We start from the raw sequence: 11939 nt of genomic DNA on the forward strand, positions 1-11939 counted from the left end.
TTGCTTATTGGTCGCACACTCAATAGCGTGACGGGCATGTCGTCAAGCGTTGAGCGCAAGCGAATCCGAAAATCTCCGGCGGCCAGACGTGCGGAAATCGTTGCGAAGGCTGCGGAGATTGCGCTTTCCGAAGGTCTGGAGTGCATTACGCTGCGGCGCATCGGAGAGGATCTGGACGTGCGTCCGGGCCTCGTGAGCCACTACTTCCCCTCGGCGGAGGAGCTGGTGGCGGAGGCGTTCGGGAGCGCGGCCACGGGGGAGCTCGACGCGCTTCTCCCCGAGGGTGGTTCGGATACGTCCACGTCTGCCGTGGGGCGGCTGGCCGGGTTCCTTTCCCGGACGTCCGGGCCCGCGTGGGACGACATCAGCCGGTTGTGGCTCAACGCGCGGCATCTGAGCCGGTACCGGGAGTCGTTGCGGGTGCGGGTCGCGCAGCAGGGGGATGCGTGGCGGGGGCGGCTCACGGCGCTCATCGCGGACGGTGTGGCGGGCGGGGAGTTTCGGACCGGTGATCCGGAGGCTGTGGCGATGCAGATTCTTGTGGTGCTGGATGGGCTCGGGGCGGATCCGGGCGGTGCGGAGGAGGCGCTGCCGGCCTCTGTGACGCGGATGGTATTCCGGGTCGCCGAGTGGCAACTTGGTCTGGCCGACGGGGTGTTGGATTCGTAGACCTGCGACGGCGTTACGGCCTCGGGGCTCTGCCCCGGACCCCGCTCCTCAATCGCCGGAGGGGCTGAGATGGCTCGACCTGCCCGCACGACCCTCTGGGAGACCCGCACCATGCACCACGACCCTGACCTCATCCTCCTCAACGCCCGGTTTCTGGACCCGGTCGATGGCGGAGCCAGTGCGTACACCGCGCTCGCCGCCACCGACGGAGTCATCTCCGCGATGGGGGACGACCGGGAGGTTCGCGCGCTCGCCGGGGGCGGGACCACCGCCATCGACCTCAAGGGCGCCGTCGTGACGCCCGGGCTTGTCGATGGGCACGTGCATCCGGCGCACGGGGCCGAGCTCACCGCCGGGGTCGATCTGTCGGGGTGTGTGAGCCTCGATGACGTGCGTGCCGAGCTCGGGCGTGCGAGGGAGTCGCTCGCGGACGGTGCGTGGCTGCACGCGTGGGGGCTCGATCCGAATGTGTTCGGGGAGCGGGCCGTGGAGGCGGCGGCACTCGCCCCCGTGCTCGATGGGATTCCGGCCCTGATCCTGCTCTTCGACGCGCACTCGATGTTGGCGAGCCCCCGGGCCCTCGAACTCGCCGGGGTCGACGGGCCGCGCACCTTCGATCAGGCGGCCGAAGTCGTGTGCGATGCCGCCGGGCGGCCCACCGGGCTGCTCCTGGAGGACGCCGCCTGCGAACTGGTCGAGCGGGCCGCGCCGCAGCCCACCCGCGACGAGCGCCGCGAACGGCTGGCGCGGACGCTACGGGAGATGGCCGCGAGCGGTCTCACCGGCGGGCACGCCATGGACGCCAATGGCGACTCCCTTGAGTTGTACGAGGAGTTGGACGCGGGAGGGGAACTGGCCGTGCGGTTGCGGGTCGCGCCCTGGTGTCAGCCGGGTGCGGATGCCGAGGCCGTGAGCCGGCTGGTTCAACTGCAGGAGCGGGGTGGGGCGTTGTGGTCCGTCGACGGTGTGAAGCTGTTCATGGACGGCACCATCGACAACGGCACCGCGTGGCTGGAGCGCCCCGACTGCCACGGTGAGTCGACGCACGCGTTCTGGCCGGACCCGGCCGCGTACACCGAGGTCATCGCCGCGCTGCACCGTGCCGGTGTGCCCACCGCGACACATGCCATCGGGGACGCGGCGGTGCGGCACGCGCTCGACTCCGTCGAGAAGGCGCGGGCCGGGGCCCCCGGCGACGTACGGCATCGCGTGGAGCACATCGAGACGGTGCCGGACGACACGGTGCGGCGGTTCGCCGAGCTGGGGGTCATCGCGTCGATGCAGCCCACGCACTGCTGCGACTTCACGCGGGCCGATCACAGCGACAACTGGTCGCGGCGGCTCGGCGAGGAGCGGGCGGGGCGGGCCTGGCGCTGTCGGGATCTGTGGGATGCGGGGGCGACGGTGGTGCTCGGTTCGGACTGGCCGATCGCGCCGTACCCGCCGCTCGAAGTGATGGCCGGGGCGCGACACCGGCGACCGAGCCGCGATCTCGCGCTGCCGCCGCACGGGCCCGAGCAGGCGCTGACCGGCATCGAGGCGCTGCGGGCGATGACCGTCAACGCCGCCTACGCCGCCGGCGAGGAGCGGACCGCGGGGCGGATCGCGGTCGGGTTCCGGGCCGACCTCACGGCGTTCGCGGTGGATCCGGTCGCCGCACCGGCGACCGAACTCCCTGACGTAACCGTGCGGTTGACGGTACTCGGCGGTCGCGTGACGCACCGGGCCGCCGCGCTGTAGACCCGTTCAACTGCCGTCGCCCTCCTCGTGCTTGGCGCGGCTCGGCTGCACCCGCTTGGGCTCGCCCGGCATCTTCGGGTACTCGGGCGGGTACGGCAGGTCGCCGAGGCCGCGGTCCTTCTCGTCGCGCTCGGCCAGTTCAAGGAGGGCGTCGAGGGAGAACCTCTCCTTGTCCATGTCGGCGTGTACGTCGCCGAGTTCGGCGTACCGCTTCGGCATGGTGACGATGTCGAAGTCCCGGGGCAGCGCGTCGCCCAGCTCGTCCCAGGTGAGCGGGGCGGAGACGGGGGCGTGGGGGCGGGCGCGCACCGAGTAGGCGGAGGCGATGGTGCGGTCGCGGGCCGTCTGGTTGTAGTCGACGAAGATGCGCTCGCCCCGCTCCTCCTTCCACCACGCCGTGGTGACGAACTCCGGCATGCGGCGCTCCAGTTCGCGTCCGCAGGCGATCGCGGCGCGGCGCACCTCGGTGAACGTCCAGCGCGGTTCGATGGGCACGAAGACATGCAGTCCCCGGCCGCCGGAGGTCTTGGGCCAGCCGCGCAGGCCGCCGAACTCGTGCAGTACGTAGCGGAGTTCGTTCGCCGCGTGCACGGCGTCGGCGTAGTCGGTGCCGGGCTGCGGGTCGAGGTCGATACGCAGCTCGTCCGGGTGGTCGGGGTCGTCCCTGCGCACCGGCCAGGGGTGGAAGGTGAGGGTGCCGTACTGGGCGGCCCAGATGACCGCGGCGATCTCCGTCGGGCACATCTCGTCGGCCGTCCGCCCCGAGGGGAAGGTGATCGTGGCGGTGGGGATCCAGTCGGGCAGGTTCTTCGGCGCGCGCTTCTGGTAGAAGGACTCGCCGGTCACACCCTCGGGGTAGCGCTCCAGGGTGGTGGGCCGGTCGCGCAGGGCGCGCAGGATGCCGTCGCCGACCGCGAGGAAGTAGTTCGCGAGGTCGAGCTTGGTGTAGGTGACCTTCCCGCCGTCGGGAAAGAACACTTTGTCCGGACTGGACAGACGCACCGTCCGACCGCCCGCTTCCAGTTCCACTGCCGCACCCTTGCCGCCCATGCGCTCACGCTAGGCCGAAAGGACGTAATGCGCATACCGGGCGATATGACACCGTAGAGGACAGAATCGGGGCATGGACCTCCCCGTGATGCCGCCGGTCAAGCCGATGCTCGCCAAGTCCGCCGCCAAGATCCCCGAGGGGATGCACTACGAGGCGAAGTGGGACGGCTTCAGGGCGATCGTGTTCCGCGACGGTCCGGAGATCGAGCTGACGAGCCGTACGACCAAGTCGTTGACCAGGTACTTTCCCGAGCTGGTCGAGGCGCTGGCCGAGCGGCTCCCGGAGCGCTGCGTGCTCGACGGGGAGATCGTGATCGCGCGGGACGGGCGGCTCGACTTCGACGCGCTCACGGAGCGGATCCACCCGGCGGCCTCGCGGGTGAAGACCCTGGCCGAGCGCACGCCCGCCTCCTTCGTGGCCTTCGACGTCCTGGCGCTCGGTTCCGAGTCCACGGTCGAGCTGCCGCTGTCCGATCGCAGACCGCTCCTGGAACAGGCCCTCGCGGACGCCTCCGCCCCGCTGCACCTGGCCCCGGCCACCACCAGCGCGGAGCTCGCACAGACCTGGTTCGAGCAGTACGAGGGCGCGGGCCTGGACGGCGTCGTCGCCAAGCCGCTCACGCTGCGCTACCGGCAGGACGAACGCGTCATGCTCAAGATCAAGCACGAGCGGACCGCGGACTGCGTGGTCGCCGGCTACCGCTTCCACAAGAGCGGCCCGGTCGTCGGCTCCCTGCTCCTCGGCCTGTACGACGACGAGGGCGCCCTCCAGCACGTCGGGGTCTGCGCGGCCTTCACGATGAAACGCCGCACCGAACTGGTCGCCGAGCTGGAGCCGCTGCGCATGGAGGACGCCGAGGGCCACCCGTGGGCGGCGTGGACGGACGAGGCGGCGCACGAGGGCAGGCGGATGCCGGGCGCGACCAGCCGCTGGACCGGCAAGAAGGACCTCTCCTGGATCCCGCTGCGCCCGGAGCTCGTGGCCGAGGTCGCCTACGAGCACATGGAGAACGGCGCCCGCTTCCGCCACACGGCCCGCTTCCGCCGCTGGCGCCCGGACCGCACACCCGAGAGCTGCACGTACGCGCAGCTGGAGGAGCCGGTGAAGTTCGACCTGGCGGATGTGCTGCGCTGAGCGTGTGACGGTTCCCCCGGAGTGAGCGGGGTGTGCCCGTGGGTATCCATGAGGCGTGGACGAGATGCGCAGGCGTGCGGTCGTGGTCGGGGCTCTCGGGATGTTCGCCTCGGCGTGTACGGCGAGTCGGCTGCCCGGGGGCGGAAGTTCGGCGTCGGCGCGGGCGCCGTTGCTAGCCGTGAAGATCGACAACGTGGGGCCCGCGCGACCCCAGACCGGGCTCGACGAGGCCGACCTCGTGTACGTCGAGCAGGTCGAGGCGGGGCTCAGCCGGCTGATGGCGGTGTTCGGCTCGCGGCTGCCCAAGGTGGTCGGGCCTGTGCGCAGCGCCCGCGAGACCGATCTTGAGCTGTTGCGCCAGTTCGACCGGCCGACGCTCGCGTACTCGGGGGCGCAGAGCGCGCTGCGGCCCTCGATCGAGTCGGCGCCGCTGCGGGCGGCGCCGCCGGGTGAGGCCGGGAGCGCGTACTTCCGCGGCGACGACAAGCCCGCGCCGCACAACTTGTACCTGCGGCCCGCGAAGCTGGGCGATCCCGCGGCGGGGGTGCACGCCGGGGAGGCGGCCGGGTTCGAGTTCGCCGAGCGGGCGCCGAAGGGTGGGCGGGCCGAGACGGAGCACACGGTGCGCTTTCCTGGCGCGCGGTTCACCTTCAACTGGTCGGCGGAGGACGGTCGTTGGCTGGTGGCCATGGACGGGCGCGCCGCGACGACGGCAGCCGGCGAACGGCTCGGTGCCCCGACGGTGGTCGTCCAGTACGTCGACGTGGCGCCCTCCCGTTTCCACGACCGGTCCGGCAACACGTCGCCGCTGTCGCGGACGGTGGGTGACGGTGACGCGGTGGTGTTGCGGGACGGTCGGGCGTACGACGCGCAGTGGCGGCGACCGTCTCCGACGAGCGGCACGACGTTCGACCTACCGTTCGCGCCGGGGGCGGTGTGGGTGGTCCTGACGAAACGCTGACACCCACCCGTGGTTACGGCCTCGGGGCTCCGCCCCGGACCCCGCGGGCTCTCGTTCGAAAGGCGGGGCTTGATTTGCCGGGTGGGCGCAACGGTGAACGCGTCAAGAACTCGCCGCCACCTCCACCTCACCCGCCTGCCGAAGGCCCTCCGCCCCGTCGCACACCCGCTGGATCAGGTCGAAGAACACCCCGCGCTCATCGGCGTCGAGCGGCGCCAGGAAGATCTGGTTCATCCGGGCCGTGCGCACCGCCAGCTTCTTGTGCGTGCGCAACCCCCCGGGCGTCAGGCGGAGCAACCAGCGGCGACCGTCCTGCGGGTCACGGACCTTGTCCACCAGCTCGCGCCGCGTGAGCCGCGTGATCACCTCGGCGATGGTCGAGCGGTCAAGACCGACCCGCTCCCCCACCGTGCGCTGGTCAAGACCCGGCTCCGCCACCAGCGCGTTGAGGACCGCGAACTGCGGCGACGTGATCTCCTCGGAGACCATCGTGTTCCACAGCAGATAGTGCGCCTGCTGGAGCCGCCGGGCGAGGTGCCCGGGATGGGTGGTCAGATCCACCGCGGCCATGGCGGTCCTCCGTCTGCAGTCGTTACGCCGCTGAACACGGCCGTGCACTGAGCAAGGATCCGGTAACCGGCGCCCGCTTGTCGAGTCCATCCCTGCGTTTTCCTTGGAACTCTTGACGGTTCACACACCCAGTGGCAACGTGAGCGCCACCCAGAAAATACTCAGTGCGCTGAGTACTTCAGAAGCACTTCGCGGAGATGAGGGCTGGCAGGGATGGACAAGGTTGTCGCCACGGCCGCTCAGGCCGTCGCCGATGTGGGGGACGGTTCGTCCCTCGCGGTCGGCGGGTTCGGCTTGAGCGGCGTACCGAACGTGTTGATCAAGGCGCTGTACGAGCAGGGCACGGGGAACCTGTCGGTGGTGTCGAACAACTGCGGCGCCATGGACTCCGGCCTCGCCGTCCTGCTGAGCGCCGGTCGGATCGACCGCGTCACGGGCTCGTACATCGGCGGGAACAAGGAGTTCGCCCGGCAGTACCTGGCCGGCGAGATCGAGGTCGAGATGATCCCGCAGGGCACGCTCGCCGAGCGGCTCCGCTCGGGCGGCGCCGGCATCCCCGCCTTCTACACCCCGGCCGGTGTCGGCACCCAGGTCGCGGACGGCGGACTCCCCTGGCGCTACGACGGCAACGGCGGGGTCGCGAAGGCCTCGCCGCCCAAGGAGGTGCGGGAGTTCGACGGCGTCGAGTACGTGCTGGAGCGCGGCATCCGTACCGACTTCGCGCTCGTCCGCGCCGCCAAGGGCGACCGGCACGGCAACCTGGTCTTCAACAAGTCCACGCGGAACTTCAACCCCCTCGCCGCGCAGGCCGGAAAGATCACGATCGCCGAGGTCGAGGAGCTGGTGGAGCCGGGCGAGATCGAGCCCGACGCCGTGCACCTGCCCGGCATCTTCGTGCAGCGCGTGATCGCCCTGACGCCCGAGCAGGCCGTCGACAAGGGCATCGAGAAGCGGACGGTGAGTGAGTAGCCATGGCATGGACCCGTGAGGAAATGGCCGCGCGCGCCGCGCGCGAACTGCGCGACGGTCAGTACGTGAACCTCGGCATCGGCCTGCCGACGCTGATCCCCAACTACCTAGGCGGCGACGTGGAGGTGATCCTGGAGTCCGAGAACGGGATCCTGGGCACCGGCCCGTACCCCACCGACGACGCGGTCGACCCTGACCTGATCAACGCGGGCAAGGAGACGGTCACCGTCCTGCCGGGCGCCTCGTTCTTCGACTCCGCGCTCTCCTTCGGCATGATCCGCGGCGGTCACATCGATGTCGCCGTGCTCGGCGCCATGCAGGTGTCGGCCACCGGCGACCTCGCCAACTGGGCCGTGCCCGGCAAGATGATCACCGGTATCGGTGGCGCCATGGACCTGGTGCACGGCGCCCGTACCGTCCTGGTCACCATGACGCACACCGCGAAGGACGGCTCCCCGAAGATCGTCGAGGAGTGCTCGCTGCCGCTGACCGGCAAGGGCTGCGTCGACCGGATCATCACCGACCTCGCCGTGCTCGACGTGACCGAAGACGGCCTGGAACTGGTGGAGTTGGCGCCCGGCGTCACCGCCGATGAGGTCGTCGAGAAGACCGCCGCGAAGGTACGCGTCCCACAGCAGGAGGCAGCCAAGTGAGCAGGAACGTCAAGGACGTCTACATCGTCGATGCCGTACGCAGCCCCATCGGCCGCTACAACGGCGCCCTCGCGGCCGTCCGCCCGGACGACCTCGCCGCGCACGCCATCCGTGAACTGGTCGCCCGTACACCGGAGTTGGACCCGTCCCGGATCGAGGACGTGTACTTCGGCAACGCCAACGGCGCGGGCGAGGAGAACCGCAACGTGGCCCGCATGGCCGGGCTCCTCGCCGGGCTGCCGACCTCCGTGCCGGGTGTCACCGTGAACCGGCTGTGCGCCTCCGGCCTGGAGGCCGTGATCCAGGCGGCCCGCGCCATCGCGGTCGGCGACGCGTCGATCGCCGTGGCCGGTGGCGTCGAGTCGATGACCCGCGCGCCCTACGTGCTGCCTAAGAACGACAAGCCGTTCCCGGCCGCGAGCACCGAGCTGTTCTCCACCACACTGGGCTGGCGCATGGTCAACCCCAAGATGGAGCCGCAGTGGACGGTGCCGCTGGGTGAGTCGGCCGAACTCATCGCCGACAAGCACCACATCACGCGCGAGCAGCAGGACAAGTTCGCCCTCGCCAGCCACCAGAAGGCCGCCGCCGCGCAGAAGAACGGCCTGTTCGACGCCGAGCTCGCGTCCGTCACGATCCCGCAGCGCAAGGGCGACCCGACCGTCGTCTCCGCCGACGAGTCCGTGCGCGCGAACAGCTCCCTGGAGGCGATGGCGAAGCTCAAGCCGTCCTTCCGCAAGGACGGCGGCACGGTCACGGCGGGCAACGCCTCGCCGCTCAACGACGGCGCCGCCGCGCTGCTCCTCGTCGACGAGGAGGGCCTGAAGGCCACCGGGCGCGAGCCGCTCGCCCGGATCTCCGCCACCGGTGTCTCCGCGATCGACCCGCACTACTTCGGACTCGCTCCCGTCGAGGCGACGAACCGGGCGCTCGCCAAGGCGGGCAAGGGATTTGGCGATCTGTCGACACTGGAGCTGAACGAGGCGTTCGCCGCGCAGGTGCTCGGCTGCGTCGCCGAATGGCCCGAGTTCGACCCCGCGATCCTCAACCCGCAGGGCGGCGCCATCGCGCTCGGCCACCCGCTCGGCGCGTCCGGCGCCCGGCTCGCCGGCACCGTCGCCCACCAGCTCGCCCGCAAGGGCTCCGGCGTCGGCGTCGCCACGCTCTGCATCGGCGTGGGCCAGGGCCTCGCCCTCGTCCTGGAACGTTAGGCCCGGAAGGTAAGGAAGGTCCGCTCCCCCATGTCTGCCACCCAGCCACTCACCCAGCACGACATCGACCGCGAGATCGCCGCCAAGCGCGACGCCTACTACAAGGGCCTCGCCGACGGCGCACCCGTCGAGCACCACCCTCGGCGCGACTACGCCCCGTACCGCTCCTCCACCTTCCGGCACCCCAAGCAGCCGCCGATCAACATCGACGTCTCCAAGGACCCGGAGCTGATCGAGCTCACCGCTCCCGCCTTCGGCGAGCGCGACATCACGAAGATCGACAACGATCTGACGATCCAGCACCAGGGCAAGCCGATCGGCGAGCGCATCACCGTCGAGGGCCGCCTGGTCGACCGCGGCGGGCGGCCGCTGCGCGGTCAGCTCATCGAGCTGTGGCAGGCCAACTCGGCAGGGCGCTACGCGCACAAGATCGAGGTGCACGACGCGCCGCTCGACCCGAACTTCACGGGCGTCGGCCGCACCCTGACCGACGACGACGGCTGGTACAAGTTCACGACCATCCAGCCCGGTCCGTACCCGTGGGCCCAGCACACCAACGCCTGGCGCCCGGCGCACATCCACTTCTCCGTCTTCGGCTCCGCGTTCACCCAGCGCCTGGTGACGCAGATGTACTTCCCGAACGACCCGCTGTTCCCGTACGACCCGATCCTCCAGTCGGTGACCGACGACGCGGCGCGCCGGCGCCTGATCGCCACGTACGTGCACGAGAAGTCGGTGCCGGAGTTCTCGATGGGCTACCAGTGGGACATCGTCCTCGACGGCCCGAACGCCACCTGGATGGAAGAAGGGCGCTGACCAGCCATGACGAGGATCGACATCAACAACCCCGAGACCGTGCAGCCCACCCCGTCGCACACGGTCGGGCCCTGGTACGGCTACGCGCTGCCCTTCGAGGGCGGCGGTGACATCGCCCCGGTCGGCCACCCGGAGACGGTCGCCGTGCACGGCTACGTCTACGACGGCAACGGCGCGCCCGTCCCCGACGCGTTCGTCGAGATCTGGGGCGCGGACCCCGAGGGCAACGCCTCCACCATCGACGGCTCCATGCGCCGCCAGCCCTTCACGGGCGGGTACCTGGGCCGCAACGGCGTGGAGTTCACCGGCTGGGGCCGCATCGAGACGGACGCGAACGGGCACTGGGCCGTGCGCACCCTGCGCCCGGGGGCGCGTGGCGAGTCGGCGCCGTACCTCGCCGTGGTGATCTTCTCCCGGGGTCTGCTGCACCACCTGTACACGCGGATCTACTTCGCCGGTGACGAGGCGCTCGCCACGGACCCCGTGCTCCGGCAGGTCGACGCCGAGCGGCGCGACACGCTGATCGCACAGCGGCAGGCGGATGGCACGTACCGTTTCGACATCCGCCTTCAGGGCGAGGGCGAGACGGTCTTCCTGGAGTTCACGTGACGTTGTTCGACCCCGGCAGCGAGGGTGCGCCCACCGAGCGCACCACGTCCGAAGAGGCCTTCCTTCAGGCCCTGTTGGACGCGGAGGCGGGCCTCACGCGGGCGCAGTCCTCGCTCGATCTGGCGCCCGCCGCCGCGGGTGACGCCGTCACGGCGGCGGCCGTCGCCGAGCGGTTCGACGTGCGGGACCTCGCGCGGCGCTCGCGTGGTGGCGGCAACCCGGTGATCCCGCTGGTCGCGGACCTCACGGCGGCGGTGTCCGACGTGTCCGCGGAGCATGCCGCGTACGTGCATCGGGGTGCGACGAGCCAGGACATCCTCGACTCGGCGCTGATGCTGGTCGCAGCGCGCACGCTGGACGTGCTGCTCGACGAGCTGTCCGGTACGGAGAGCGCGTTGGCGGGCCTCGCGCGCGAGCACCGGGACACCGTGATGCCCGGTCGTACGCTCACGCAGCACGCCGTGCCGACGACGTTCGGCCTCAAGGCCGCCGGGTGGCGCGCGCTGGTGCTCGACGCGCGGGACCGGTTGCGGGGTGTGCGGGAGGCGCTGCCGGTTCAACTGGGCGGTGCGGCGGGGACGTTGGCGGCGTTCGGGGCGTACGGGGCCGATGACCCGCTCGCTCTCGTGGCGGCGTACGCGCGTGAACTCGGGCTTTCCGAGCCGGAGTTGCCGTGGCACGTGCTGCGGGCCCCGGTGGCGGATCTGGCCGGGGCACTGGCGTTTGCGGCGGGTGCGCTCGGCAAGATCGCGGCGGATGTGCTGGTGCTGTCCCGTACGGAGGTCGGTGAGCTGGCCGAGGGGGCGGGGGGCGGGTCCTCCGCGATGCCGCACAAGGCGAATCCGGTGCGTTCCACGCTCATCGCTGCGGCGGCGCGCCGTGCGCCTGCGCTGGCCGCGACGCTGTACGGCTCGTTGCCGGCGGAGGACGAGCGGCCGGCGGGGGCGTGGCATGCGGAGTGGGCCACGTTGCGGGAATTGTTGCGGGTGGTTGGTGGGGCGGTCCGGGATGCCTCGGAGTTGGTCGACGGGTTGGTGGTGCGGGTGGATGTGATGCGCGCGCACCTGTCGCTGACGGGCGGGGCGATCGTGTCGGAGCGACTGTCGGCGGAGCTGGCGGGGGTGCTCGGGCGCGGCGCGGCGAAGGAGCTTCTGGCGTCCGCCTCGCGGCAGGCCCGGGAGTCGGGCCGGTCCCTCGCCGATGTCCTCGCCGACGAGTCGGCGCTCAAGGACTCCGACGTGAACGTATCCGACCTGACCGATCCGTCGCGGTACACCGGGGCGGCGGGGGCGCTGGTGGATCGGGCGCTTGCGCGCCGATGACTTGTCCCCCACCCCACCCCTTCCCGAAATCCCTGCGGGCGCGTGACAGGGGGTGGGCAGGCCGCACCAGGCGCAGGCCGTCGCCGGTTGCCGCTGCAACGTGGCTGGGCTGTGCAGTTCCCCGGGGCCCCGGCGGGGGGGGGGGGGGGGGCCGCCCCCCCCCCCCCCCCCCCCGCCCCCCCCCCCCCCCCGGGCGCCCCCCCCCCCCCGGGGGGCGGGGGGGCCCCCCCCCCC

Annotated in this window: 12 protein-coding genes; 10 read left to right on the forward strand and 2 right to left on the reverse strand. The window is 71.4% G+C overall.

The annotated features are described in order from the left end of the window. The first annotated feature begins 36 nt into the window (after positions 1-36). Positions 37-669, forward strand: coding sequence for a TetR/AcrR family transcriptional regulator (locus ACYSUO_RS29605; protein ID WP_461779310.1), 633 nt, complete (start codon positions 37-39; stop codon positions 667-669). 69 nt (positions 670-738) lie between these two features. Next, entirely contained in the window at positions 739-2409 is a 1671-nt protein-coding gene (locus ACYSUO_RS29610; protein ID WP_461779295.1) for an amidohydrolase, read from the forward strand. Between the two features lie 6 nt (positions 2410-2415). Here the strand turns inward: ACYSUO_RS29610 and ligD are convergent, their stop codons facing one another. Then, positions 2416-3459: a non-homologous end-joining DNA ligase gene (gene ligD / locus ACYSUO_RS29615; RefSeq protein ID WP_461779296.1), complete on the reverse strand. Its 1044-nt coding sequence runs from the start codon at positions 3457-3459 to the stop codon at positions 2416-2418. A 73-nt stretch (positions 3460-3532) separates the two neighbouring features. On the opposite strand from ligD, the gene ACYSUO_RS29620 reads away from it, so the two are divergent. Together ACYSUO_RS29620 and ACYSUO_RS29625 are read left to right on the forward strand one after the other, a co-directional pair. Beyond that, on the forward strand, positions 3533-4594 hold the full coding sequence (locus tag ACYSUO_RS29620; protein WP_461779297.1) for an ATP-dependent DNA ligase: 1062 nt from the start codon (positions 3533-3535) through the stop codon (positions 4592-4594). Between the two features lie 64 nt (positions 4595-4658). After that, positions 4659-5555: a DUF3048 domain-containing protein gene (locus tag ACYSUO_RS29625; RefSeq protein ID WP_461779311.1), complete on the forward strand. Its 897-nt coding sequence runs from the start codon at positions 4659-4661 to the stop codon at positions 5553-5555. A gap of 102 nt (positions 5556-5657) precedes the next feature. Here the strand turns inward: ACYSUO_RS29625 and ACYSUO_RS29630 are convergent, their stop codons facing one another. After that, the gene (locus tag ACYSUO_RS29630; protein ID WP_426898799.1) at positions 5658-6125 is read right to left on the reverse strand and encodes a MarR family winged helix-turn-helix transcriptional regulator; all 468 of its coding nucleotides are present in this window, start codon (positions 6123-6125) and stop codon (positions 5658-5660) included. Between the two features lie 213 nt (positions 6126-6338). Here ACYSUO_RS29630 and ACYSUO_RS29635 point away from each other — a divergent pair, with 213 nt between their 5' ends. From ACYSUO_RS29635 to pcaB, 6 genes are read left to right on the forward strand one after another with little or no spacing between them, the layout of a single operon-like run. Continuing rightward, positions 6339-7094 carry a CoA transferase subunit A gene (locus ACYSUO_RS29635; RefSeq protein ID WP_461779298.1) on the forward strand — a complete coding sequence of 252 codons (756 nt, stop codon included), beginning with the start codon at positions 6339-6341 and terminating at the stop codon, positions 7092-7094. Positions 7095-7096: 2 nt separating this feature from the next. Then, positions 7097-7747 (forward strand): CoA transferase subunit B, encoded by a 651-nt coding sequence (locus ACYSUO_RS29640; RefSeq protein WP_327660409.1) that lies wholly within the window; start codon positions 7097-7099, stop codon positions 7745-7747. Further along, positions 7744-8958 carry a thiolase family protein gene (locus ACYSUO_RS29645; RefSeq protein ID WP_461779299.1) on the forward strand — a complete coding sequence of 405 codons (1215 nt, stop codon included), beginning with the start codon at positions 7744-7746 and terminating at the stop codon, positions 8956-8958. The genes ACYSUO_RS29640 and ACYSUO_RS29645 overlap by 4 nt, the downstream gene beginning before the upstream one ends. Before the next feature lie 30 nt (positions 8959-8988). Next, positions 8989-9774, forward strand: a complete 786-nt coding sequence (pcaH, locus tag ACYSUO_RS29650; RefSeq protein WP_461779300.1) for a protocatechuate 3,4-dioxygenase subunit beta — start codon at positions 8989-8991, stop codon at positions 9772-9774. A 6-nt stretch (positions 9775-9780) separates the two neighbouring features. Beyond that, positions 9781-10383 (forward strand): protocatechuate 3,4-dioxygenase subunit alpha, encoded by a 603-nt coding sequence (gene pcaG, locus ACYSUO_RS29655; RefSeq protein WP_461779301.1) that lies wholly within the window; start codon positions 9781-9783, stop codon positions 10381-10383. Continuing rightward, positions 10380-11705, forward strand: a complete 1326-nt coding sequence (pcaB, locus tag ACYSUO_RS29660) for a 3-carboxy-cis,cis-muconate cycloisomerase (RefSeq protein ID WP_461779302.1) — start codon at positions 10380-10382, stop codon at positions 11703-11705. The genes pcaG and pcaB overlap by 4 nt, the downstream gene beginning before the upstream one ends. The last annotated feature ends 234 nt before the right edge of the window (positions 11706-11939 follow it).

The sequence above is a fragment of the Streptomyces sp. UC4497 genome, assembly GCF_054871485.1.

What these genes read in the sequence shown, in the direction of transcription:
- ACYSUO_RS29605 (WP_461779310.1), top strand. Translation starts at nt 37, where the DNA reads ATGTCGTCAAGCGTTGAGCGCAAGCGAATCCGAAAATCTCCGGCGGCC.
- ACYSUO_RS29610 (WP_461779295.1), top strand. Translation starts at nt 739, where the DNA reads ATGGCTCGACCTGCCCGCACGACCCTCTGGGAGACCCGCACCATGCAC.
- ligD (WP_461779296.1), bottom strand. Translation starts at nt 3,459, where the DNA reads ATGGGCGGCAAGGGTGCGGCAGTGGAACTGGAAGCGGGCGGTCGGACG.
- ACYSUO_RS29620 (WP_461779297.1), top strand. Translation starts at nt 3,533, where the DNA reads ATGGACCTCCCCGTGATGCCGCCGGTCAAGCCGATGCTCGCCAAGTCC.
- ACYSUO_RS29625 (WP_461779311.1), top strand. Translation starts at nt 4,659, where the DNA reads ATGCGCAGGCGTGCGGTCGTGGTCGGGGCTCTCGGGATGTTCGCCTCG.
- ACYSUO_RS29630 (WP_426898799.1), bottom strand. Translation starts at nt 6,125, where the DNA reads ATGGCCGCGGTGGATCTGACCACCCATCCCGGGCACCTCGCCCGGCGG.
- ACYSUO_RS29635 (WP_461779298.1), top strand. Translation starts at nt 6,339, where the DNA reads ATGGACAAGGTTGTCGCCACGGCCGCTCAGGCCGTCGCCGATGTGGGG.
- ACYSUO_RS29640 (WP_327660409.1), top strand. Translation starts at nt 7,097, where the DNA reads ATGGCATGGACCCGTGAGGAAATGGCCGCGCGCGCCGCGCGCGAACTG.
- pcaH (WP_461779300.1), top strand. Translation starts at nt 8,989, where the DNA reads ATGTCTGCCACCCAGCCACTCACCCAGCACGACATCGACCGCGAGATC.
- pcaG (WP_461779301.1), top strand. Translation starts at nt 9,781, where the DNA reads ATGACGAGGATCGACATCAACAACCCCGAGACCGTGCAGCCCACCCCG.